Origin of the sequence: Funiculus sociatus GB2-C1 (genome assembly GCF_039962115.1) — a bacterium.
Lineage (GTDB): Bacteria > Cyanobacteriota > Cyanobacteriia > Cyanobacteriales > FACHB-T130 > Funiculus > Funiculus sociatus.
In genome coordinates, this window is the sequence record NZ_JAMPKJ010000013.1 from 65,545 (window position 1) to 87,988 (window position 22,444).

22 protein-coding genes, 1 tRNA gene and 1 pseudogene are annotated in these 22,444 nt (G+C 45.0%); 12 read left to right on the plus strand and 12 right to left on the minus strand.

Going from position 1 to position 22,444, the window contains the following annotated elements; translation table 11 throughout:
* Nucleotides 1-78 precede the first annotated feature (78 nt).
* Entirely contained in the window at nt 79-957 is an 879-nt protein-coding gene (gene lipA / locus NDI42_RS09005) for a lipoyl synthase (RefSeq protein ID WP_190457738.1), read from the minus strand.
* Nucleotides 958-1,093: 136 nt separating this feature from the next.
* On the opposite strand from lipA, the gene NDI42_RS09010 reads away from it, so the two are divergent.
* A tRNA-Pro gene (locus NDI42_RS09010) sits at nt 1,094-1,167 on the plus strand.
* A 4-nt stretch (nt 1,168-1,171) separates the two neighbouring features.
* Here the strand turns inward: NDI42_RS09010 and NDI42_RS09015 are convergent.
* Complete coding sequence (locus NDI42_RS09015) at nt 1,172-1,414, minus strand: hypothetical protein (RefSeq protein WP_190457741.1); 243 nt, start codon at nt 1,412-1,414, stop codon at nt 1,172-1,174.
* 64 nt (nt 1,415-1,478) lie between these two features.
* On the opposite strand from NDI42_RS09015, the gene NDI42_RS09020 reads away from it, so the two are divergent.
* Complete coding sequence (locus NDI42_RS09020) at nt 1,479-1,601, plus strand: hypothetical protein (RefSeq protein WP_277876869.1); 123 nt, start codon at nt 1,479-1,481, stop codon at nt 1,599-1,601.
* Between the two features lie 317 nt (nt 1,602-1,918).
* A complete protein-coding gene (locus NDI42_RS09025) occupies nt 1,919-2,461 on the plus strand; it encodes a restriction endonuclease (RefSeq protein WP_190457743.1) in 543 nt (180 codons plus the stop codon).
* Between the two features lie 244 nt (nt 2,462-2,705).
* Here NDI42_RS09025 and NDI42_RS09030 read toward each other — a convergent pair whose 3' ends face one another.
* The 8 genes and pseudogenes from NDI42_RS09030 to NDI42_RS09060 all read right to left on the minus strand — a co-directional run bounded on the left by NDI42_RS09030 (nt 2,706) and on the right by NDI42_RS09060 (nt 11,243).
* Entirely contained in the window at nt 2,706-3,275 is a 570-nt protein-coding gene (locus NDI42_RS09030; protein WP_190457745.1) for a Uma2 family endonuclease, read from the minus strand.
* A 97-nt stretch (nt 3,276-3,372) separates the two neighbouring features.
* A complete protein-coding gene (gene nirD, locus NDI42_RS09035; protein WP_190457747.1) occupies nt 3,373-3,735 on the minus strand; it encodes a nitrite reductase small subunit NirD in 363 nt (120 codons plus the stop codon).
* A gap of 112 nt (nt 3,736-3,847) precedes the next feature.
* The gene (gene nirB, locus NDI42_RS09040; protein ID WP_190457749.1) at nt 3,848-6,391 is read right to left on the minus strand and encodes a nitrite reductase large subunit NirB; all 2,544 of its coding nucleotides are present in this window, start codon (nt 6,389-6,391) and stop codon (nt 3,848-3,850) included.
* Nucleotides 6,392-6,689: 298 nt separating this feature from the next.
* A pseudogene (locus NDI42_RS28885) lies at nt 6,690-6,977 on the minus strand (pentapeptide repeat-containing protein); the annotation flags it as partial.
* An 11-nt stretch (nt 6,978-6,988) separates the two neighbouring features.
* Nucleotides 6,989-7,246 carry a pentapeptide repeat-containing protein gene (locus NDI42_RS09045; protein ID WP_190457751.1) on the minus strand — a complete coding sequence of 86 codons (258 nt, stop codon included), beginning with the start codon at nt 7,244-7,246 and terminating at the stop codon, nt 6,989-6,991.
* Nucleotides 7,247-7,518: 272 nt separating this feature from the next.
* On the minus strand, nt 7,519-8,421 hold the full coding sequence (gene hetR, locus NDI42_RS09050; protein ID WP_190457753.1) for a heterocyst differentiation master regulator HetR: 903 nt from the start codon (nt 8,419-8,421) through the stop codon (nt 7,519-7,521).
* A 524-nt stretch (nt 8,422-8,945) separates the two neighbouring features.
* Entirely contained in the window at nt 8,946-9,155 is a 210-nt protein-coding gene (gene patX, locus NDI42_RS28890; RefSeq protein ID WP_399317494.1) for a heterocyst-inhibiting protein PatX, read from the minus strand.
* A gap of 192 nt (nt 9,156-9,347) precedes the next feature.
* Nucleotides 9,348-11,243, minus strand: a complete 1,896-nt coding sequence (locus tag NDI42_RS09060; RefSeq protein ID WP_190457757.1) for an FAD-dependent oxidoreductase — start codon at nt 11,241-11,243, stop codon at nt 9,348-9,350.
* Between the two features lie 170 nt (nt 11,244-11,413).
* On the opposite strand from NDI42_RS09060, the gene NDI42_RS09065 reads away from it, so the two are divergent.
* The 3 genes from NDI42_RS09065 (at nt 11,414) to NDI42_RS09075 (ending at nt 13,447) form a co-directional block, all read left to right on the plus strand.
* Complete coding sequence (locus NDI42_RS09065) at nt 11,414-11,671, plus strand: hypothetical protein (protein WP_190457759.1); 258 nt, start codon at nt 11,414-11,416, stop codon at nt 11,669-11,671.
* Nucleotides 11,672-11,880: 209 nt separating this feature from the next.
* Nucleotides 11,881-12,939 (plus strand): zinc-dependent dehydrogenase, encoded by a 1,059-nt coding sequence (locus NDI42_RS09070; protein ID WP_190457761.1) that lies wholly within the window; start codon nt 11,881-11,883, stop codon nt 12,937-12,939.
* A gap of 136 nt (nt 12,940-13,075) precedes the next feature.
* Nucleotides 13,076-13,447: a Na-translocating system protein MpsC family protein gene (locus NDI42_RS09075; RefSeq protein WP_190422685.1), complete on the plus strand. Its 372-nt coding sequence runs from the start codon at nt 13,076-13,078 to the stop codon at nt 13,445-13,447.
* A gap of 90 nt (nt 13,448-13,537) precedes the next feature.
* Here the strand turns inward: NDI42_RS09075 and NDI42_RS09080 are convergent, their stop codons facing one another.
* On the minus strand, nt 13,538-13,969 hold the full coding sequence (locus NDI42_RS09080) for a response regulator (protein ID WP_190457763.1): 432 nt from the start codon (nt 13,967-13,969) through the stop codon (nt 13,538-13,540).
* A 776-nt stretch (nt 13,970-14,745) separates the two neighbouring features.
* Between NDI42_RS09080 and NDI42_RS09085 the strand changes: the two genes are divergently transcribed.
* The gene (locus tag NDI42_RS09085; protein ID WP_199311304.1) at nt 14,746-15,195 is read left to right on the plus strand and encodes a Na-translocating system protein MpsC family protein; all 450 of its coding nucleotides are present in this window, start codon (nt 14,746-14,748) and stop codon (nt 15,193-15,195) included.
* Here NDI42_RS09085 and NDI42_RS09090 read toward each other — a convergent pair.
* A complete protein-coding gene (locus NDI42_RS09090; protein WP_190457764.1) occupies nt 15,137-15,625 on the minus strand; it encodes a response regulator in 489 nt (162 codons plus the stop codon). The two genes, NDI42_RS09085 and NDI42_RS09090, sit on opposite strands and share 59 nt — an antisense overlap.
* A 472-nt stretch (nt 15,626-16,097) precedes the next feature.
* On the opposite strand from NDI42_RS09090, the gene NDI42_RS09095 reads away from it, so the two are divergent.
* From NDI42_RS09095 to NDI42_RS09115, 5 genes are all read left to right on the plus strand, one after another.
* The gene (locus tag NDI42_RS09095) at nt 16,098-17,465 is read left to right on the plus strand and encodes an NAD-dependent succinate-semialdehyde dehydrogenase (protein ID WP_190457767.1); all 1,368 of its coding nucleotides are present in this window, start codon (nt 16,098-16,100) and stop codon (nt 17,463-17,465) included.
* Between the two features lie 52 nt (nt 17,466-17,517).
* Complete coding sequence (locus NDI42_RS09100) at nt 17,518-19,161, plus strand: acetolactate synthase large subunit (RefSeq protein ID WP_190457809.1); 1,644 nt, start codon at nt 17,518-17,520, stop codon at nt 19,159-19,161.
* 67 nt (nt 19,162-19,228) lie between these two features.
* A complete protein-coding gene (locus NDI42_RS09105) occupies nt 19,229-20,104 on the plus strand; it encodes an exodeoxyribonuclease III (protein WP_190457769.1) in 876 nt (291 codons plus the stop codon).
* 66 nt (nt 20,105-20,170) lie between these two features.
* Nucleotides 20,171-21,046, plus strand: a complete 876-nt coding sequence (locus NDI42_RS09110; protein WP_190457771.1) for an SDR family oxidoreductase — start codon at nt 20,171-20,173, stop codon at nt 21,044-21,046.
* Between the two features lie 447 nt (nt 21,047-21,493).
* Nucleotides 21,494-22,384, plus strand: coding sequence for a PhnD/SsuA/transferrin family substrate-binding protein (locus NDI42_RS09115; RefSeq protein ID WP_190457773.1), 891 nt, complete (start codon nt 21,494-21,496; stop codon nt 22,382-22,384).
* Nucleotides 22,385-22,444 lie beyond the last annotated feature (60 nt).

A 22,444-nucleotide genomic window follows, 5' to 3' on the forward strand; every position in this document is an offset into this window, starting at 1 on the left:
TTAGGGCGAAGCATTGCCAAGCAGAAATTTTAACTTATCCCAGCCAATTATCAGCAGCAATACTTCGCCTCTAGAAATTTAAAATTTGCTTCGGGGATAGCGTTGCATCAATTCGCGTACCTGTTCAGCATGATAAGAGCTACGGGTGAGGGGAGAGGCGACGACCTGCAAAAATCCCACCGATTCTCCAAACTGTCTCCAAGCGTCAAACTGGGCTGGTGTCACGAAGCTATCAACTTTCAAATGCTTCTGAGTGGGTTGCAGATATTGCCCGATAGTCAAGATATCGCAGTCTACATCGCGCAAATCCTGCATAACTTGCCGAATTTCGGCATCAGTTTCTCCCAGTCCCACCATTAAGCCAGATTTAGTATAAACCCAAGGTGCAATCTGACGAGTGAGACGCAACAATTCGAGCGATCGCACATAATTTCCTTGAGGACGCACCCGCCGATAAAGACTCGGAACTGTTTCTGTATTGTGATTCAGCACCTCTGGCGCAGCTTGCAGAATTTTCTCCAGCGCTTCCCAGTTACTACACAAGTCAGGAATCAGCACCTCAATTGTCGTTTTTGGCGAGGTGGCGCGAACCGCTTCAATGCAGCGAACAAACTGAGACGCACCACCATCTGGCAAATCGTCCCGGTTCACAGAAGTAATCACCACATGATTCAGTCGTAGCCGTCGCACAGCTTCCGCTAATCTTTCGGGTTCGGATGCGTCTAGCGGTTGCGGCTTCTTCTCAAAATCTATATCGCAGTAGGGACAAGCTCGCGTACAGGCTGGCCCCATAATTAAGAAAGTTGCTGTCCCAGCGTTAAAACACTCGCCAATATTGGGACAAGATGCTTCCTCGCAAACCGTATTTAGCCCCAAATCCCGCAATATTTCTTTAACATTGCCGACGCGCTCCCACTGAGGCGCTTTCACCCGCAACCATTCTGGTTTAACTGCCACGACCCGCTTTTCCCACTGTAGTCATACAGAGTTAATAGTATCAAGCATTCCTACTGCTTGAGTTAATTTCCCTTGCTGTGGGTTGGTGAAAAGGGATTCGGCGTGATATCGTGGATTAAGATTGCCTTTATGGTAACGGGATGTGGCGCAGTTTGGTAGCGCACTTCGTTCGGGACGAAGGGGCCGCTGGTTCGAATCCAGTCATCCCGATTTTTCAACCTGATGTACGACCGATAATCCTCATTTGATGATCGGCAACGTTAGCCTCAGATTCTTTGAGTGAAGTATCAGGAATTTGTTCATCAACGTTGTCATAATCGTGGCTAGAGTCATTCATATCTGCCTGATTATCAGCATAATCGGCGCGTGAAGTATCAGGGCCAGCATCAGGGGTGAGAAAACCACTACCTGTGGTGTCAGCGCCTACTGCATCAACGTGCTTGGGTTGTGAAAACATTTTATTTTATCCTTGGAAACGGCACACATAAGAATGGGTAACTACAGAATTTTTTCTGTTAGTTATGTCACAAGTGTTGAAATTTTCTGAAAGATGTTCATCAGTCGAAAGTGGTAATCAAATTAAGAGCGATCGCGCTTTTGCAATCAATATCAGTAGAGTGAAGGCGATCGCGTCTGGTGTTTAAATGTTAGCCAGTAATTTTGCTGTGGGTAGATATAATTTTTTAGCTGTGGGTGAGAAGAATACTAAATGAGGGATGCGATCGCTCACTGTCGCGGAAGTAGAATTATGCGATCACATCTCGGCAATGCTTATAGGACTTGACAAATTACCTTTTCATGAATTAGTTTTCTACTAATTAGTATCTATGTACTAATCCATAAAAGAGTGAGCGCGCACTCGCTCCCAAGTAGAATCATGCGCTTGCTTGTCTGCTTGCCTTATACAGAAAGCCTGATTGTCCTAGTTTGAGGCTATGTAAACTTGTCTAGAGAGCTGACTATGCCAAACAATAACTCGCAAGAGTACGAAAATTCGACCAGAAAAATTCTTAATGATGATCGTATTCGCCCTTATCTTGATCTAAATAGAATAGAAGCTGAAAAATGTTTGTTTCCTGGCAAGAAAACGGGAACAGGTTGGGAAGCTGATGCTTTTGGTTATGACCTAGATGGAGGGCTGGTTTTAATTGAGTGCAAACATTATAAAAAAGATAGACTTAACCAAAATCAAGTAGGTGGGTTTGCTTATACAATTCAGGACGTAGGCGCAAAGCGTGGCATCATTGTAACAACCTTTGGGCTTCAATCTGGTGCAATAAAAGTAGCAAAGGCTGAAAATATAACTTTAATCAGGTTAGATTACAATTCAACTGATAAAAATTTTACTGTTCATCTAGTCAATAGAGCAGTTATTCAAATAACAGATCAATTTAATAGCATTAGTTTTAGTCCTGGTATTGCGAGAATCAAAAAGTATTCCCAAGAAGAACTTCTTAAACGGATACATGAAGATTCTACTAGAGAAAACCCTGAGATAAAGTGAAAACTGGAAGCAATGGACTATCTGCTGCCCTAACAGCCTTGTTAATGGTTGGGAAACAGTGCTCCTCAACATTTATCCCGGATAGCGCGATCGCGCTCAATTCCAAACTGGCTTAGAGGCTTTAGGATTCGTTGTTGTTAGCATTCAGGATGTATGGAAATTTACTCATATCCGCGCCTTAAAGACTGAACGAAGACCACAAGATGGAGTAGAACTCAAATTTTAGAGCGATCGCTTCCCCTTCCTATACAAAAAACTGAGACACAACACAGGTAAAATCTGGCAAAAGAGGAGAATTAATTTCATCATTAGTTAACAGCGTTGCAACCAATTTCAGCGTGGCATTTTCGCGGCGGTAGACTTCAACTTGTTGCAAACGCCAATCGGCAATCCAATACTCTTGTACTCCCCGCGAGGCGTAGAGTTTGAGTTTAGCTTCTCTATCTCGGCGTTCATTCTCTACACCAGGCGATAACACCTCCACCACTAATTCTGGTGCGCCTGTCAGATGTCCCGCCTCGTCTAGCAAAACGGCTAATCGTTCATTGCTAGCCCAAACTACGTCTGGTATTACGTTGTCTGACTCACTGAATAGCACACCCGGAGTGATGCTGGCTTGCCCTAAACCACTAGACACAGACCAATTATCAAGTTCTCCAAAAATTCTGCCACAAGCACGTTGATGCTTCCAGTGGGGCGCTCTGGTCATGAATAGCTCTCCATCAATAATCTCATAGCGCGTGCCTTCGTTTTCAGGTAAGAGGTTTATATCTGTAGTAGTCCAACGCACTCCATCAGTTACCGTAGACTGCATAGGAGAACTCCTTTTCATTAGTTGTATATATAGTATCGCTATTAAAAAACCCGGTTCCTCTCTTGAAACCGGGTTCTTTGATGAAATGTAGCAGTAGTTATTCGCTAACGGCTACCTGCACTTTATCTTCAACTACTCTAACTGGAAAAGTAGGAATGCTTACGGTTTCGTCATCGAAGCATTGTCCGGTGAGCAAGTTGAAGTTCTGCTTGTAGATGGGGGATGCAACTTTGGGAATACCATTGCGATCGCCTACAATTCCCCGCGATAAAACAAAGGTTTTGCTAAAGGGATCGTAATTACCCAGCGCAAACACATCAGCCTCAGATCCTACCCGAAAAATCGCCACCTGTTTACCTTCAACTAAAGCACACACTCCAGTATTAGGCGCGATCGCTGTCAGGGGACAAATATCAACCCACTGCGTAATAGTCTCACGAATCGGTAATGCTTGAACCATTGTATTTTCCTGCTAACTAATCTTTGCAACTCTTATCCTGTGGGGTGAACAATTCCCACCCTACTAACTTCTTGCCCCCTCCTTGCTTGCGGGGAGAGGGTTGGAGGTGGGGTTACTCTGAAATCCCAACTAAAGTTTTCTCGTGTTCGTAAGCTGGGCGTTTTTGTCCCCGTTCCTCTACATGAACGAGACTCGGATCTGGTTCTTCGGAATTTATAAAGTGACGGAAACGCTGTACCTTTTCCGGATCTTCAATCGTGGCTTTCCACTCACATTGATAGGTATTAACAAGGTGCTGCATTTCCTCTTCCAACTCAGCACAAATGCCAAGAGCATCTTCAATAACTACCTGTTTCAGGTATTCGATTCCACCTTCAAGTTTGTTAAACCAAGTTGCCGTGCGCTCAAGCCGATTTGCAGTGCGAATATAGAACATCAGGAACCGATCTATATATTTTATCAACGTTTCCTTGTCGATGTCTGATGCTAACAGTACCGCGTGTTGCGGCTTCATTCCACCATTGCCACAAACATACAAATTCCAGCCATTTTCTGTAGCGATGATGCCAAAATCCTTGCTTTGAGCTTCCGCACATTCGCGGGTGCAACCTGATACTGCGGATTTTAATTTGTGAGGCGATCGCAAGCCTCGATAACGCAGTTCTATCTCAATTGCCAAACTGGTAGAATCCTGCACACCAAAGCGGCACCAGGTGCTACCGACGCAAGATTTCACCGTGCGGAGTGCCTTACCGTAAGCGTGTCCCGATTCAAATCCGGCATCTATCAATCGTTTCCAAATGTGGGGCAATTGATCTACACGCGCACCTAATAAATCAATGCGCTGTCCGCCAGTAATTTTGGTGTAAAGACCAAAATCTTTGGCAACTTCTCCCAATACAATCAACTTATCTGGCGTTAGTTCACCACCGGGAACTCGTGGGATTACCGAATAAGTTCCATCCTTCTGAATGTTTGCCAGATAATAATCATTGGTATCCTGTAAACCAACGTGAGGCATCTCCAAAATATACTCGTTCCAGGTGGAAGCAAGAATAGAAGCTACAGCAGGCTTACAAATTTCGCAACCCTTACCTTGACCATGTTTTTGAATTAAATCTTCAAAAGTCAGGATTTTTTGAGAACGCACTAAATGATAGATTTCTTGGCGAGAATAGGCAAAGTGTTCGCAGAGATTATTTTTTACCTCTATCCCCGCCTTCTTCATTTCAGCTTTGAGGATATCCGTCACCAGTGGCACGCAGCCCCCACAACCGGTGCCTGCTTTGGTGCATTTCTTGATACTGGCAATATCGGTGAAATTGTTTTCTTGAATCGCGGTACAAATTTGCTCTTTGCTGACATTATTACAGGAGCAAATTTGAGCTGTATCTGGTAAGCTTTCTACACCCATGCCTACTGTAGCAGACTGACCTTCGCGGGGTGGCATCAGTAAATCTTCTGGATGAGGCGGGAGCGCGATCGCATTCTGCACAAATTGCAACAGCGTACCGTAAGCGGAAGCATCTCCTACTAGAATTCCGCCTAAAAGACGGCTACCATCCTGATTTAAAACCAGCTTTTTGTAGACCCCTTGAACTGTATCGCTGATGGCAATTTCTTTAGCGCCGGGAGATTTTGCAAAGGCATCCCCGAAACTGGCAACATCCACTCCCAGAAGTTTGAGTTTGGTGGACATATCCGCGCCAGCAAAGCTGCTCGTTGCTGTGTTGCACAAGATATCCGCCGCTACTCCTGCCATTGTATAGCCGGGAGCGACTAAGCCGTAGATGCGATTTTGATAGAGGGCGCATTCTCCAATAGCATAAATATTTGGATCAGATGTTTGACATTGTTCGTTGATAACAATACCGCCGCGATCGCCTACTTCTATTCCACAATTTCTAGCGATTTCATCGCGGGGGCGAATTCCAGGCGAAAACACAATCATGTCTGTTTCCAACTCGGAACCATCAGCAAAAGTCATTTTAGCGACTTTGCCATTTTCACTAACAATTTCCGTAGTTGATTTACTGGTATGAATCGTCACCCCAAGTTCTTCTATTTTGTTGCGAAGAATATTGCCGCCAGCATCATCCACTTGCACTGGCATCAGTCGGGGAGCGAACTCAACAACATGGGTTCTCAAACCCATATTTTTCAGAGCGTTGGCGCATTCCAAACCTAATAAACCGCCGCCAACAACAACCCCTACTTTACTATTTTTAGCATGATATGACATTGCCTCAAGGTCTTCAATTGTTCGATAAACAAAAGTGCCTTTGGCATCATTCCCTTTAATGGGCGGTACAAAAGGATAGGAACCTGTTGCTAGCACAAGTTTGTCGTAAGCAACAGTTAAACCGTTGGCAGACGTGACTGTTTTTTCTTCTCGATTGATGGCAACTACTTTATCACCGATATGAATTTGAACACCGTTTTCTTGATATAGCCCAGGTTCAACCAGAGATAAATCTGCCGCAGTTTTTCCTGAGAAGAATCCACTGAGGTTAACGCGATCGTAAGCAACGCGAGGTTCTTCGCAGAAGGTAATCAAATTCCAGTGCTGCGTTGCTCCTTTGGCAATCATCAGCTCTAAGAACTTGTGTCCTACCATGCCATTGCCAATAACGATTAGATTCTTTTTGGCTGTCATTAATTTCTACAATGCCTATCTTTCAGTTATCCTAATAAGCTTTCAGCATTGTTCCGTATCTTTAGTTACCAAATAGTGATGACTGATGCAAGAGGTGAATGATCCCCATTTTGTTTTTGCATTATGTAGGGATTTATAAAAATGTGCAGTGCATCAAAGCAGTAATACTGATTTCATAACTCTCTGTATAAAAACTGTAGGGGCAATTTATAAATCGCCCCTACTACAGGAAATTCATAGAAAATTTTAAGAAGTCTAGCCAAGAATTAAATGTAGCAGCACACCAGATTTGCATCACCTAATCATGAACTCTGCCATCTGGTAGGGTGGTCTTGAAAAGGTTGACCCTGTGAAAGCTTACGCCGTAGATAATCGCCCGATGGAGGTTTGCAGCGCGCAGGTTCACCCAAATCAGGTCGGCTTTGTGCAGGTTTGCTCCTTCCAGGTTCGCATCTTCGAGGTTTGCCCAAGAGAGATCCGCCCAGGAAAGGTCAGCTCCCCGAAGATCCGCCCCACGGAGATCGACGCGGCTGAGGTCGGCTCTGCGGAGGTTAGCTTGGCTGAGGTTTGCCCAAGAGAGATCCGCTCTCCTAAAGTCTACTCGGCTGAGGTCGGCTCGGCTGAGTCGGCTCGGCTGAGGTCAGCACTACTGAGATCAGCTCGGTTTAAGTCTACCCCCCGCAAGTCTACTTTGCTGAGGTCTGAGAGTTTATCCGGGCTATGTTTCCTTAGCTCATTCCAAATTGATACTCCTTGTCTGAGTAGTGTTAGATGTTCTTGGCTGGCTAAATACCTTACACCTACCGGAGCGTTCTCATTCTGTGGCGATGGGTTTATGGAAAATACGGGTGACATTTTACTCTTATTTCTACGTAATTCTAGGTTAATTCTTCCCAGATTAACCTCTAAAATTTCATCTGTGTAGTTTTTTTTACTCTCGTTTATTTTTCTAGAAAGGCAGCCAAGATGCCTGTACTACGCCTAGAAACGTTAAAAGGGGGAGGCTAGAGCCTCCCCCTTTTGAAGAAATGATAGTGAGGCGAGAGCCGCGCCTACGCGCCGCTTCGCTAACACAGGTGGGATTCCCAGGCTGCGGACTGGGAACGAGAAAACGAGATATTCCGGATTCAAGAATCTTCTTTTGGCCCGAAAACCATTTGTAGAATAATTGGCTGACCGTTGGGACGGTGATATTTATCTGCCCAATCTCGAACAATTACGTCGAGTTCTTGCATGGCTTCCTGAATCTGATCTGGCGGGATATCCAGTTCCTCCAGTATCCGCATTACATTTGGCTGGCGTTCTGCCCAATCTTTCATCAGTCGGAAGTACCGGGCGGTATCTTCAACCATGATGTAGGTGCGTTCTTCGTCTTCGGCGGGTGAATAGGAGGCGCGGGTAAGGGCGTAGAAGGGCAATCCCCAAGGACAATCAATTCGGGTAACTGTACCGGAATAGATTAAACGACGCTTGATGTGTTCTGCGAAAGCTTCGCTCAATTCCAAACGTCGGTCTTCTGGCAAATCTTCTTGTGATCGCTTGTGTAGAAATTCAATCAGTTCGAGGAACTGAAAGGCGTTGATTAGCTGGGCATCTGGCAGATTAGCGGGCAGTTTTTCCTCAAGGTAGCGCTTTTCATCAGCGTTCAGGCTGGTGCTATAAATGCGCGATCGCCCTGGTTGCCACGGATACTGTTCCATCCACACATAGGGAAACTGTATCAAATAGCGAGGCTCTTGAGAACCCAGCATTTTCAACAGCTTCCCTTCCGTTAAGGCAAGCCTGACTTCCTCAACAATCACCTTGACCCGCTTTGGCTCAATGTGGTGCAGGTGTCCCGTCATGCGGATATTTTGCCCCTGCTCCAAATAAGTCATGTATATGGCACATTTTGCCGCCGTGGCAGCAGCATCCAAAAAAGCCCCGTGCCTGTGTCCGCCAGTTCTCATGGCACTGAAGGCTAAATAAAACATGATCTGATCCATAGCACCGGGGCTGAGGCGTTTGATCAGATCGAGGTCGTTGATCATATGAGGGGTGGTTACATCGCAAAAGTATAAAACTTGTATTTCTTGGTGAATAGTTTATCTTTCACCTTCGCAGTGAGTTCCAGTGGCTCGCGCTCGTCCGCTGAACTCAAGGCACCCCGATAGTATCAAGATAATAATCTCTAATTATAGAAAAGAAAGACCTCATAGACAGCAATGGTTGCAAGAATAAATGGCTATACCTCAAATGTCGCGTGTCAAACAGTGTTTCTTGGTACACTAGCATACAGGCTTTTTGAAGTTGTTTGCTGTCTGTCGATAGTTTTTTACCCAGGAGGCCCACTGGGAGCGAGCAATTAAGGACTTACGCAGTCATTGGCAGATGCCGACATTGAAACAGATGCTTAATGCTCATCCAGAGTCAAGATTAGTCTACTGTGGAAATGCGTCACTCTTGAGATTGTTTCCGGCTTCAAGGCGGGCGATCGCTATATAATTAATTTATCGGTATGGGCGATCGCGCTCCTTGACTCCCTGTTGTTAAGTTTGAACCGATACTGATAAAATCAATCAAAGCATTTACCCGTATCTCGGCGAGAGGTTCCCCTGGGGGGAGATTGGCAATCTTGCTTGGCTTGAGCGATTTTAACTGATATTTGTTGATCTCCAAACGAAGATCCGAGTATTTTTGTTAAGCTAGACCACATCCCCACAGAATTAATTGCCACAGAGATTGATAACAAGCTCAACAACATGATAGACGTGTAAGGGCGCATAGCAGATGTCCGTGTCAGGGTTATAGTCCCTGATACGGAGTTCCTATTTATGCACCCGGATGAACTTCTGTAAAGAAGCTTAATTGATGCTAAGCTGTTCCAGATTTAACTTAGATAAAGTCACTCGGCTAATGTCTTGCCAAGACGGTGTTTAACTATGCGTGACTTTTAATTTTTGACTTGCTGTGGAAGCTAATTGTGTAAAATCTTTTCCACAACTAACCACTTACCCGATAGGTTCAGATGTCCCCAAAAGCAGAGTGTCTGTTGGTCTTTGCAGGTTTGTAGTGCTTGGTCTACCTCTGGGCTAAGAGCGATCGCATTCCAAGTTTGCTCGTCCCCGACAGTTATGGTGTAATCCTGTTCGGCGCGGCGTTGGAAGATGCCAGTGAAGAGGGACTGGGGACTGGGGGCTGGGGAGGGACTAGGTAAGACTTTTTCCTCTTCCCCAATTCCCAATTCCCAATTCCCAATTCCCAATCCCCCATCCTTAGTAAAGGGGCAATTACCATTCTTAGGGTAGGCTTCTGAGTTGTCCAGGTAGTAACGTTGCCAGTGCAGCCAGTCGGGGCGGTCGGGTGGCATATTGAATAGAGGGATAATCGCCGATGCAGCTTGTTTGTCTTGCAACAATGCTTCTTGCAGCACTCTGACGGGCAAATCTCTTGGCTGACAACCCCGCTGCACACAAAGCGCCGCCGCCATACCAGCTGCTTGACCGATATTCATCACGATTGGCTGTAACCGCGTGGCACCATTGGCAATATGGGACACGGAAATATTTTTTTCGCAGACGAGAAAACCATCCACTGAGGCGGGAATTAGGCAACTGTAGGGAATTGTGAACGGTGTCCCAGTCCAACGTCCGCCCCAGCGGAGGGATTTTGGTTTGACCAAGAAATTAGTGTTGGGATAATGGTGATCGTTGGGGTAGTTACCGAGGGCGATCGCCTGAACTTCTCCAGCAGCATTCACTCTCAAAGGTGCAACTTGCCCAACCACAGGTAAAATATCCTGCTCCCGCACCGTAGCGAGTCCCACTAGGCGGCGACTTTCCCGGTAGTAAGGATGCAAAGCATAAGCACCAGTTCGATTCTGGATTTTGTCTCCCTCTTTTTTAAGGGGGGATCGATTTTGGATTGGCGATTGGTCTGTTGAGGATTCGGGGAATATATTCTCTGCTAAGCCAAAACGTCGCCCCAACTGGGTTTGAATAAAGTGGACAAAGCTTTGAGTATGCCACAGACTTTCTTGGAGAAATTCGCGCCGCGCCGCTTCTGATTCCACCAAACGCCCCAGTCCTTCACCATAATCATTGCCGCATACGGGCCAGTTGATCATCAAAAGGCCCCCAGGCAAACGTCCATATTTGAGAAAATTCTCCCAACCGTAGTTATCCCAAGCGCCCAGGAATGGATTTGAAAATCCCTCCTTTTTAAGGGACGTAGGGGGAGTTGGATTTTCGATTTTTGGAGATGCACCCTCGCCAAAATCTTGCATAATTGCTACCCAAGTGGGAGCTTGGACTGGATATTTTTCAGTAAGGTGATTGGGTGACTCTGGCGCACTGGGTTCGCCAAACTCTGATTGCATTTCCCATCCCCAACGATACGGGATTTCTGCTAGAGGCAGTAAATCTCCTAGTTCAGTTGCATCTAGAGTTATTTGGGCATGGACGGTAAAATCGGCAAATCGGACACCGAGAATGCGATCGCTACTTCGCAAAACTTCCATAGGCACCCTTTCCGAAATCCAGTGCAGATTTGGCAATTCCTGCACCCAAGAAGCAAAAATCTTCGCACCTACACGCGGATCGAAGCTAAACATACTCACCCAGCTATTGTGCAAACCTCCAAGTTGTCGTTGCTGCAATGAGCGCAAAAACTCGCCCCAAAGCCCCGTCTGAAACGCTGCTAATTCGTTGCCATCGGGGGCAGAAACGCCCGCTGAGGTTAGCATTCCGCCCAGCCAGGTAAATTCGCTTACTAAGACAGTTTTGGCACCACAACGGGCAGCTTGTACGGCTGCTGCTGTTCCTCCGGTACCGCCTCCCACCACCAAAACATCAGCTGTAAATGTTTGTACCATTTCTGAATTTTTCTACATACCAAAAGATAATTTGTTTATTCCACCTTTTTGATATTTTGTTGATGAAATACAAAGAGCAGTGGGACAATAAGCGCGGTCAGCTTTTGGATAAGCTTATCGAGATAACCGAGGAAGCTAGCTTATAAGACGACGAGTAATTCAAGCCTTAAATGTCTAAGCTTAGCGTTTTCTTAGATACCCGTGTAGTGTTCCCTCCGTACCTGCGTGACACTCTGCTTTGTATTGCAGAATCTGGTCTGTATATACCATATTGGTCGCAGAAAATTCTTGATGAGGCAACTCACAAGCTTGTGACTAAAGGGATAACAACGGTAGAGCAAGCACAAGATTTTGAGCCAATAATCAAGCAAGCCTTCCGGAAGCAATGGTTGAAGTCCTGTCTGGCTAGTGGACACAATGACAAATGACCCTAAAGACCGTCATGTGCTTGCTGCTGTAATGGCTAAGGTTGATGTAATTGTTACCAATAATCTCAGGAACTTTAAAGCACAAAATTTACCTATTGGGTTAAAAGCACAATCACCAGATGACTTTCTGAAGACACGAATATGAAACTTGATAGCTAAACGCTCACTGCTAATGTTAAATCTAGTAACGTTAGCAGTGAGAAATCAGCATGAAAGCACAGGTATTCAGAGGCGTTAATCAACTGAGTTACGAAGAAGTACCAGTCCCGGATCTTGCAGCGGATGAAGTTTTGGTACAAGTTCGGGTAGTTGGGCTTTGTCAGTCGGATATCAAAAAAATTCGCTATCCCCTGTACCAACCGCCGCGCATCTTTGGTCACGAAACGGCTGGAACGATTGCCAAAGTGGGGAGTGAGGTGACTGGGTGGCAAGTGGGGCAAAGAGTTGTGGTGATGCACCACATTCCCTGTATGCACTGCGACTACTGCCTGAATGACAACTTCTCAATGTGCGATGTTTACAAAAATATCACTACTACGGCTGGTTTTACTCCCAGCGGTGGCGGTTTTGCAGATTTTGTCAAGGTTCCCGGTCACATTGTCCGCAATGGCGGATTGATTCCGATTCCAGATCGGGTTAGTTTTGAGCAGGCGAGTTTTGTCGAGCCTACCAACTGCTGTCTGAAGGCGGTGAAGAAAGCGGCTGTGGCTCCTGGTCAAACGGTTCTGGTGACGGGCGCAGGGCCAATTGGGCTGATGTTTATTATGCTGGTGAAGTATTTTGGAGCTAGAGCGATCGCTACCGATCTCCTACCTTCCCGGATCGAGAAAGCTTTGAGTGTTGGCGCTGAAGCTGCGTTCGATCCCCGCGATCCAGATTTTGTTAGCAAAATTCAAGCCCTTACTGGCGGTTTGGGAGTTGATACAACTCTCTTAGCAGTTCCCAGCGACAAAGCTTTTTTCCAAGCTTTAGATTGTACCAGAAAAGGTGGCAAAATTCTATTTTTTGCCGAGTTCCCGGATGAGGTAGAAATTCCCATTAATCCCAATATTTTGTATCGTCGGGAAATTGATTTAATGGGCAGTTATAGTTCATCCTATCGGGTACAAGCTTTGGCGGCAGATATTGTCTTCAATGGGCGAATTGATGTGGATGCACTAATTAGCGATCGCTATCCTCTGGAAGATTTATCAGCAGCTGTAGAACAAGCGATCGCTCCCACCCCCGAAACCTACAAGATTTTGCTCTATCCCCAGACCGCAGAGTAGCAATTTTAACAACAGCTTTTTGTCTGAAAATCTCTCCTTTGGAGTATTTTTTAGACTTTTGTTACTGCTAAAGTTAGTATTTATCATCTATCTGATGATATATTTTTAATGATATTTTGCTTTTAAATTGTGCTATATGGACTCATCCTCTCCTACACGCGGGCAACTAGAAAGAACCCTTTCGCAGAGGATTCAATCTTTATACCGCACTCAGCTTGGGCATCAGCCGAGTCAAGTTAGTTGCCAGATTTTTGATGAAAAACTTGCCATCATTCTAGAAAATTCCATCACCCAGCCGGAGCAACTTTTGGCTCAGAATGGTCAAGAGGAGTTAGCTGAGCAAGTACGGTCAGATTTAGAAAAGGCTCTACAGCCACAACTTAAATCTCTAATTGAGGAAGTGCTGGGTGTATCTGTGATCGACTTACTCAGCGATGCCAAAATAGAAACAGGTCGTACTGGTACTATTGTGGTCTTGTCTAGCGCTCCTCAAGTTCGCAATTCATGATAAAGAAACCAGAGAATAATAATTATAGCGCAGGCAAGATGCGTGCGAGAACTGGGAATGAGATACTAAATTGACGAACAAATTTAATATTTAAAATTGTCCCAGATAGCGGAAAATAATAGTTTCTAGATCGTCAATTAGATAAGGCTTGCTAATATAGTCACTACAGCCTGCGAATAAAAGGTTCTTTCTATCTTCTGGTCTTGCCAAAGCAGTGACAGCAACAATTGGGATTGTCATAGTTTGGGGATTCTGCTTAAGATTGTAGACAACTTCTTCACCGTTCATATCGGGCAATAAGATATCCAACAAAATTAGTTTTGGCTGGTAAGTTTGTGCTAACAGTATAGCTGCGTTACCGTTGGTGGTGGTGATGAACGAGCAATCAATAGCCAGTAGCACTTCGGAAAGCAGCAATAAGTTGTCTTCATTGTCTTCTACAACCAAAATCATCGGCTGTTTGACAATTTCTTGAGTGTTGCTGTTAGCATCCGAATTTATGCTTTGTTCCGGGGAAGTCATCACTGCGCGAGGCTATCCTCTCTAAAAGCGGGCGATCGCAGAAGTTGTCAATACAGTTCACTTAGTCTTACTTGAAAATCCCCGACCCCCAGGAATCAAAATTCTCGCCATTCTTCCCGCCGCTGCTTTCAACGACGGATTGCAAAAAGGGTGCTAACAGCAGTTTCCCTCTGTCTTGCTTGAAGTATCTGGGGGAAGGCGATCGCTACACTCTTTCTTTTGGAAGTTTTCCAGGGGGATTAAGGGAATCGACCAGTATTGGATGAAACCTTAAGTGAACCGTATTCAGATTAATCCTATAACGAGGCATTCCCAAAGTGGCTTTTTTAGGCACTTTTACTGGACTGGCTCGTATTTGCCCCACTAGGTTGATGGCCCATGCAATTAAGGAGAACATAACAAGCTAGTGGCAGTTTGGCTTGCACCCTGATTTTACAGAAAAATAGACAAAAAATTGCATATTTTGGAGATAAAGAGCAACTCTTGCTAAATTTACTCAATATTACTCAAGAGGATGTGATGTATGACACCGAGGCACTGAGTTTTAAAAGTCATCCATCAAAGAGATTGGGAAAAAGGCAATTATATAAAGGAAACTCACGCAAAAAAAGAATTCTTTTCTTCCCCAGTTCGGAGCAACGGGTATCGGGCTTAAGAATCCCCTCCTCTTGAGTCCTTTACTTTGTCTAGGTGCTAAATATGCAAGTTTTAGTATTTTTATATCTATCTTTTGAGTAATTTTTTGAATCTTTATCGCTGTTACAGTCAAACTAAGAATGTATAAAAATTTATTCTTCCTCAAAGCGATCGCTATGCAGGAGAAATTAAAACCAACTTGCGCTCAATTAGAACAAACGCTCTCACAGCGGGTTGAGGATTTCTGGCACACTCATCTAGGACATCACCCAAGTAAAGTTACTTGCCAAATTCTCGGTGACAAAATTGCCATAGTCATAGACAATTCCGTTACTCAACCAGAACAATTTCTGGCTGATAGTGGCAAAGAAAACTTGGTTGAGCGAATGCGGTTTAATTTAGATAAAGCAATTCACCAACAACTTCAGAATCTGATTGAGGAAGTAGTGGAAATACCTGTACTCGATCTAATGCTCCACTCTAGCCTAGAAACAAGTCGTACCAGTAGCATTGTCGTTTTAGCTGCTGTGCCTATGACGCGCAATCCATCGGCACTTCCGCAGGAGCAACAACAGACAGAGTCCGGGTAAGGTTCCGGTGAATGATTGCTTCTAAATCCTCAATTAAGTAAGGCTTGCTGATATAGTCATTACACCCGGCTGTGAGGATGCGGTTTCTATCTTCTTCTCGCGCCAAAGCCGTCACAGCGACGACAGGAATCGCCCTAGTCTTGGAATCTTGCCTGAGTTGATGGACAATTTGGAGGCCATCTAAGTCAGGCAACATCACATCCAGTAAAATCAAATCCGGATGTTCAATTTCTACCTTTTCAAAAGCAGTATGAGCATCAACCGCGGTGATGACCCTGCAATTTAGAGGCTCTAAGACGTAAGTTAATAGCAGCAAGTTATCTTCATCATCATCAACCGCCAAAATTACGGGTGCTTTGATAGCAGATAACTGTTCGTTGCTGCTCATAAAATCATGACCGCTACGGTGGAAAAGTTCCAAATCATCCATCCTCTATTATTCCTGGTAAATCCTCTACTGCCAGTAATTTTCACCAAGAGTGTGGACGAGGCATTCCTTCAGCGGCATTCCGGCGCTTATTCGGGATTGGCTCGTGCCTAATAACCTAGTAGGGCGAGTGTCGTTGCTAGGCTGAATTGATGGACACTCCACGCTAGTAGATGAATTATAACCTTAGTGCTATTTTATCGGAAAAATTACAAAATATAAAAACTTTGTTAAGGAAGTACAACTATTGTATCCGTGCTTAATAGTCTCAAACCCTCTCTACAACAACAACTTAGAATAGAAATCTTCGGGAGAAGCTATAACGCAGACTTGTAGAGATTGGGGAGCAAGGGAGTAGAAAGGAAAAGCTCAAGAATTCTTTTTTTTGCGTGAGAGCATTTTTCCTTTTTCCTTATTTACTGGATTTATTATAAACGGCTCTCCCGATGGAATTTGAAATAGGAGGGAGGATCGAATGGGTATTGCCACGATTAACCCAGCAACTGGGGAAACGCTAAAAACCTTTGAGGCGCTGACGGATGCGGGGATTGAAACTAAGCTAGCACTAGCAGATTCTTGCTTTGTGCAATATCGCAATACACCAATGGCAGAGCGATCGCAATGGCTGATGAAAGCTGCTGACATTTTGGAGGGCGATCGCGTCCGCTTTGGCGAGATGATGACCCTGGAAATGGGCAAAACTCTCAAGTCAGCGATCGCAGAAGTGGAAAAATGCGCCCTCGTCTGTCGCTACTATGCCGAACGCGCCGCTGAGTTTCTGACGGATGTCCCCGCCCAAACTGACGCAAGTCAAAGCTTCGTCCGCTACCAGCCCCTCGGTGTTATCCTCGCCGTGATGCCTTGGAATTTTCCCTTTTGGCAAGTGTTCCGCTTTGCTGCACCAGCGCTGATGGCGGGTAATGTCGGCTTACTTAAACACTCTTCCAACGTGCCGCAGTGTGCTTTGGCAATTGAAGAGATTTTCCAGAAAGCCGGATTTCCGGATGGAGCGTTTCAGACTTTACTGGTAGGAGCGGATAAAGTCGCTAGTATTATAGCAGACGATCGGGTGAAAGCAGCGACTTTGACTGGAAGTGAACCAGCGGGGATGAGTCTGGCTGCTGCTGCGGGGAAACAAATTAAGAAGGTTGTTTTGGAACTCGGAGGAAGCGACCCATTTATTGTTTTAGAAAGTGCAGATTTAGATGCAGCGGTGTCTACTGCTGTAACTGCTAGGCTGCTAAATAACGGTCAATCTTGTATTGCGGCGAAACGTTTTATAGTGGTGGATGCGATCGCGGACTCTTTTGAAAAGCGTCTAGTCGAGAAGTTTGAAGCGATGAAAATCGGCGATCCTATGGATAAAGACACCGACTTAGGGCCGCTAGCAACCCCATCAATTCTTAAGGACTTGGATTGGCAAGTTCAAGAAAGCGTCAACGTGGGTGCAAAACTCCTTACTGGTGGAAAGCGACTATCTGACCGTAAAGGTAACTTTTATCTTCCCACGATTTTGACCGATATTCCAGCAGGTAGCCCCGCCGAAGCTGAAGAATTTTTTGGGCCTGTGGCGTTACTATTCCGGGTGAAGGATATTGATGCTGCAATAAAGTTAGCAAATGCCACACCTTTTGGACTGGGTGCTAGTGCTTGGACTAATGTGGAAGCAGAACGCGATCGCTTGATTAATGAAATAGAAGCTGGTGCTGTATTTATTAACGGCATGGTGAAATCCGATCCGCGTCTGCCCTTTGGTGGGATTAAGCGTTCCGGATATGGGAGGGAATTAGGTATCCAAGGAATTCAGGAATTTGTGAATATCAAAACCGTGTGGGTGAGATGAAGTGAAAACGAACCACATAGGCGCTGAAGCGCCAGAGAGAGGGACAGAAAAAATGAATACAGCTGAACTGTTAGTACGTTGTTTAGAAAATGAGGGAGTCGAATATATTTTCGGACTTCCTGGTGAGGAGAATTTGGACGTTTTGGAAGCTTTAAAAACGTCTTCCATTAAGTTTATTACTACACGTCACGAGCAGGGTGCTGCTTTCATGGCGGATCTCTATGGACGACTCACAGGAAAAGCTGGCGTGTGTCTTTCAACATTAGGGCCAGGAGCTACTAACCTGATGACTGGTGTTGCAGATGCTAATCTGGATGGTGCGCCTCTAGTGGCAATTACCGGACAAGTTGGCACAGATAGAATGCACATCGAATCCCATCAATATCTGGATTTGGTGGCAATGTTTGAGCCAGTTACTAAATGGAATAAGCAGATTGTTCGTCCTAGCATTACACCGGAACTTGTTCGCAAGGCGTTTAAAATTGCTCAAAGCGAAAAGCCAGGGGCAGTTCACATTGATTTGCCGGAAAATATTGCTGAAATGACAGCTGTCGGCAGTCCCCTTCTCAAGGATGGTTTGGAGAAAACTTTTGCCTCTTTCCACAGTCTCGAAAAGGCATCTGAGGTAATTTCTCAAGCTCAAAATCCCTTGATTATGGTTGGAAATGGCGCGATTCGTGCCGATGCTAGTGAAGCCTTAACGGAATTTGCGACTCGCCTAAATATTCCCGTGGCGAATACCTTCATGGGCAAAGGTGTAATTCCCTACACCCATCCTTTAGCCTTGTGGAGTGTGGGATTGCAACAGCGAGATCACATCAGTTGTGCTTTTGATAAGACAGATTTGGTGATTGCGGTCGGCTACGATTTGATAGAATATTCCCCGAAAAAGTGGAATCCTCTAGGTGAAATTCCGATCGTCCATATAGGAGTTACACCAGCAGAAATTGATAGCAGTTATATCCCCTTGGTGGAAGTTGTGGGGGATATTTCCGACTCGCTTCGGGAAATTATGGAACGTGCCGATCGACAAGGCAAACCCACCCCTTATTCCCTACAATTACGGGCAGATATTCGGGCAGATTACGAACAGTATGCAACGGATGATGGATATCCAATCAAGCCGCAGAAAATAATTTATGACTTGCGGCAAGTGATGGGGCCAGAGGATATTGTAATTTCCGATGTAGGGGCGCACAAAATGTGGATGGCGCGTCACTACCATTGCGATCGCCCGAATACCTGTATCATTTCTAATGGCTTTGCTGCGATGGGTATCGCGATTCCAGGTGCCTTAGCCGCCAAATTAGTTTATCCAGATCGGAAAATTGTAGCCGTCACTGGCGACGGCGGTTTTATGATGAATTGCCAGGAATTAGAAACCGCCCTCCGCGTCGGAACTGCCTTTGTCACCTTAATATTTAATGATGGTGGTTACGGCTTGATTGAGTGGAAACAACACAATCATTTTGGCGAGTCTTCTTTTGTTCACTTTAGCAATCCAGATTTTGTCAAATTTGCCGAAAGTATGGGACTAAAAGGCTACCGAGTTGAATCTGCATCCGACCTAATTCCCACCCTAAAAACTGCCTTAGAACAGGAAGTTCCTTCAGTCATTGATTGTCCCGTAGACTACCGGGAAAACTTCCGTCTGACGCAAAAAGCTGGCGATTTGAGTTGCAAAATTTGGGAATAGTTATTTGCTAATAGCTAATGGGAGAAAGCCAATTTACAATTAGCAATTAGCTATTAGCAAATAACCGATGAAAGTTGCAACTTGGAATGTCAACTCAGTACGCACTCGCCTGGATCATGTGGTGCAGTGGTTGCAGGATAATCCTGTCGATGTCCTCTGCTTGCAAGAAACCAAAGTAGTAGATAAAGACTTTCCGCGATCGCCCTTAGAGTCGCTAGGCTACCACGTCTACGTTTCTGGACAAAAATCCTACAACGGCGTTGCCATTCTCAGCCGAAAACCCCTTGAGGATGTCAGCACAGGCTTTGCGCCTATTTTGTGTAGGGATACGATGCCGTGTCCCTACAGCGAATTAGACGAACAAAAACGGGTAATTACTGGCGTTGTCGATGGTGTCCGCATCCTCAATCTTTACGTCCCCAATGGTTCCGCCGTAGGTAGCGAAAAATACGAATACAAACTTCTTTGGCTAAAAACCCTGCGCGAGTACCTGCACCTTATTTGTAGCGCAAGCGAGACACCTGCCCAAATCAAAGAATCCCCTCATCCAAAATCCGATCCCCCCGATAAATTGGGGGGATTTCAAGATTTAACATCTCTATGTATGTGCGGTGATTTCAATATTGCCCTAGAAGACCGCGATATACATGATCCAGCCAGTTATAAAGGTCGGATCATGGCATCCGAGGCAGAGCGTCAAGCTTTAAGCTCTATTTTAGAATTAGGTTTGGCAGATGCCTTTCGGAAATTCACAATAGAGACAGGACATTACAGCTGGTGGGACTATCGTGCGGGGGCATTTCGACGGAACTGGGGTTGGCGAATTGACCATCACTACCTGACACCAGACCTTTACGAACGCTCAAAAAGCTGCACCATTGATGTCACCCCGCGTCAGTTATCTCAACCCAGCGATCATACCCCAGTGATTGTGGAATTTTAGATTTCTCGTTCCCAGCCAGTGGCGGGGAACGAGGAAAATACAGCATAAAAAAAGGAAATTAACATCATGTTTTTAGTAACTGGAGCCACAGGAGGACTCGGACGACGGATCGTGAGATCGCTTCGAGAACGACAAATGCCAGTGCGGGCTTTTGTCCGCCTCACGTCTCGCTACAGCGAACTCGAACACCGAGGAGCAGAAATATTTATCGGTGACTTGCAGCAAGACAAGGATATCGAAAAAGCTTGTCGGGGCGTTCAGTATATTATCAGCGCTCACGGAGGTGAGGGCAATGCTCAAGCATTAGGCTACCGAGCTAATATTGAACTGATCGATCGGGCAAAAGAAGCGGGTGTCCAGCACTTTGTCTTTATTTCGGTACTGGGAGTAGATAGGGGATATGAAGATGCACCATCGTTTAAGGCAAAACGGGAAGTCGAAAAGTATCTAATCGCAAGTGGTTTAAACTACACCATCCTGCGCCCATCTGGTTTTGCCTCAAATCTCCTACCTTTAGCAGAACAATTTCGGGAAACTGGGATTTATTTACTTATTGGCGATCGCCAAAGTCGGACTTCTATCGTGAGTACCGACGACTTGGCACAGATTGCTGTAGGCTCTGTAAGCATTGAAGGTGCCAGAAATCAAATTTTATCCGTAGGCGGGCCAGATGTCCTCCAGCGTCAGGATATCCCCCGGATCTTTGGTCGCATCTTCAACACAGAGCCGATTATCATTAACCCACCGCTGTTTGTGTTGGATGGATTCCGGAGTGCTTTGGGGCTGGTGAATCCGAAAGCGTCTAAAGCTCTTGGCACCTTTCGCACTTTACTAGACAATGAATTTTTCTGCACACCCCAAGAGGTTGAGAATTTAGAGACAATTTTTGGAATGAAGATGGAATCGTTGGAGAGTTTCTTACGGCGTTACTTGGGGGTTTGAGAATTTAGGGAAGAAGCGATCGCGTTTATTATTCAAGCGCGATCGCTTCTTCCCCGTTATCAGCTAACTATAATACCCACAGCTCAGTTTTATTCACCCCATCATTAGCTGTCAATAACAGCTTGGTATCAGCATCATGCTAAAGCCATTCACCTGCATCGTTAATAGTTTGACAATTTGAAAAATTATTTGACAATCCAAAATTTATAGTATATGGCATTCCTAAATGATTCATAAAGGCAAGCTTTCCGGCTTCTTAAAGAAGCCAAGGAGCTGAAGAGCTGGCTCACAAATTAAATAGGATTTCTATAGGTCGTGTAAGTAACAATACTTTGAGTTATTTTTTAACCTTAAACTTAAGATAATCTATTATTAATCATAATGTAAGCTAAATTCATATTGTTATACTGCTAAATAGATAAACTGTTTCAACAGTTGCACAAAAAGATGAAACGACGCAACTTCCTTTCTTACTTCCTGTTACTAATTGCAGGCTGTGCATCGGCAAAAAGTAATTCCAAGAGTATATCTTCCAATTTAGATACAGCCGTCCCTGATACACTCCGATTTACAGTGACAGATACTCAGGGACTGGAACAGTTGCAGCGCGATTATGGAGGACTGCGTACTGCGCTAGAGGAGGTATTGGAAAAGAAAATTGAGTTTGTCCCTTTTGAAAGCTATATAGCTGCTGCTGCCGCTTTGCAGTCAGATCAGGTAGACTTTGTTTTCACAGGCCCCTCAGAATATGTGGTAATGAGTGCCAGGACGAATGCAGTTCCCATCATTGGGATTACGAGACTGAACTATTACCCAGTCATCTGTGTTTCTGCTAACAACAAGATAAAATCGGTAGCACAGCTGAAAGGGAAAAAAATTGCGATGTGGAAGGTCGGCTCAACGAGTGGTCATCTTGGCCCGACAAAACTGCTAATTGATGCTGGACTAAACCCTAAATCTGACCTAGAAATCCTCATGTTAGGCAGTAAGGGATTACCCGCCTTACAAAAGGGTGAAGTTGATGCTTGGGGAGGTTCATCTGTCAAGTATGAGAAATTTCTGAAGGATGAAGGCTTATCTGAAAGTGCGTTGCCACTGATCGCGAAAGGAGCGGCCTTTCCCAATGATTTATTTGTTGCTAGTAGCAAGCTGGATTCACGGGTTGTCAAAGAAATAGGCGATCGCATGATGGAAAATCAAGATAAACTGCTCCAAAGTCTTTTATCCGTTGAAGAAGGAAAGTTTCAAGGGTCGAAGCTAGTTTCAGCCAATGATGTTGATTACAACCAATTTCGTGAGGTATACAAACTTGTTGGGCAAGGTCGTTTTGTTCAGTAAATTTTAACCTAAATAAACGATATTTGTAGCGTAAATATTGATGTTTTTTAACATCATACA

Bases quoted from the DNA above. Each gene is read 5' to 3' on its own strand.
- NDI42_RS09015 (WP_190457741.1), bottom strand. From the start codon at position 1,414: ATGTTTTCACAACCCAAGCACGTTGATGCAGTAGGCGCTGACACCACA.
- NDI42_RS09020 (WP_277876869.1), top strand. From the start codon at position 1,479: ATGTCACAAGTGTTGAAATTTTCTGAAAGATGTTCATCAGTCGAAAGT.
- NDI42_RS09025 (WP_190457743.1), top strand. From the start codon at position 1,919: ATGCCAAACAATAACTCGCAAGAGTACGAAAATTCGACCAGAAAAATT.
- NDI42_RS09030 (WP_190457745.1), bottom strand. From the start codon at position 3,275: ATGCAGTCTACGGTAACTGATGGAGTGCGTTGGACTACTACAGATATA.
- nirD (WP_190457747.1), bottom strand. From the start codon at position 3,735: ATGGTTCAAGCATTACCGATTCGTGAGACTATTACGCAGTGGGTTGAT.
- nirB (WP_190457749.1), bottom strand. From the start codon at position 6,391: ATGACAGCCAAAAAGAATCTAATCGTTATTGGCAATGGCATGGTAGGA.
- NDI42_RS09045 (WP_190457751.1), bottom strand. From the start codon at position 7,246: ATGTCACCCGTATTTTCCATAAACCCATCGCCACAGAATGAGAACGCT.
- hetR (WP_190457753.1), bottom strand. From the start codon at position 8,421: ATGATCAACGACCTCGATCTGATCAAACGCCTCAGCCCCGGTGCTATG.
- patX (WP_399317494.1), bottom strand. From the start codon at position 9,155: ATGCGCCCTTACACGTCTATCATGTTGTTGAGCTTGTTATCAATCTCT.
- NDI42_RS09060 (WP_190457757.1), bottom strand. From the start codon at position 11,243: ATGGTACAAACATTTACAGCTGATGTTTTGGTGGTGGGAGGCGGTACC.
- NDI42_RS09065 (WP_190457759.1), top strand. From the start codon at position 11,414: ATGTCTAAGCTTAGCGTTTTCTTAGATACCCGTGTAGTGTTCCCTCCG.
- NDI42_RS09070 (WP_190457761.1), top strand. From the start codon at position 11,881: ATGAAAGCACAGGTATTCAGAGGCGTTAATCAACTGAGTTACGAAGAA.
- NDI42_RS09075 (WP_190422685.1), top strand. From the start codon at position 13,076: ATGGACTCATCCTCTCCTACACGCGGGCAACTAGAAAGAACCCTTTCG.
- NDI42_RS09080 (WP_190457763.1), bottom strand. From the start codon at position 13,969: ATGACTTCCCCGGAACAAAGCATAAATTCGGATGCTAACAGCAACACT.
- NDI42_RS09085 (WP_199311304.1), top strand. From the start codon at position 14,746: ATGTATAAAAATTTATTCTTCCTCAAAGCGATCGCTATGCAGGAGAAA.
- NDI42_RS09090 (WP_190457764.1), bottom strand. From the start codon at position 15,625: ATGGATGATTTGGAACTTTTCCACCGTAGCGGTCATGATTTTATGAGC.
- NDI42_RS09095 (WP_190457767.1), top strand. From the start codon at position 16,098: ATGGGTATTGCCACGATTAACCCAGCAACTGGGGAAACGCTAAAAACC.
- NDI42_RS09100 (WP_190457809.1), top strand. From the start codon at position 17,518: ATGAATACAGCTGAACTGTTAGTACGTTGTTTAGAAAATGAGGGAGTC.
- NDI42_RS09105 (WP_190457769.1), top strand. From the start codon at position 19,229: ATGAAAGTTGCAACTTGGAATGTCAACTCAGTACGCACTCGCCTGGAT.
- NDI42_RS09110 (WP_190457771.1), top strand. From the start codon at position 20,171: ATGTTTTTAGTAACTGGAGCCACAGGAGGACTCGGACGACGGATCGTG.
- NDI42_RS09115 (WP_190457773.1), top strand. From the start codon at position 21,494: ATGAAACGACGCAACTTCCTTTCTTACTTCCTGTTACTAATTGCAGGC.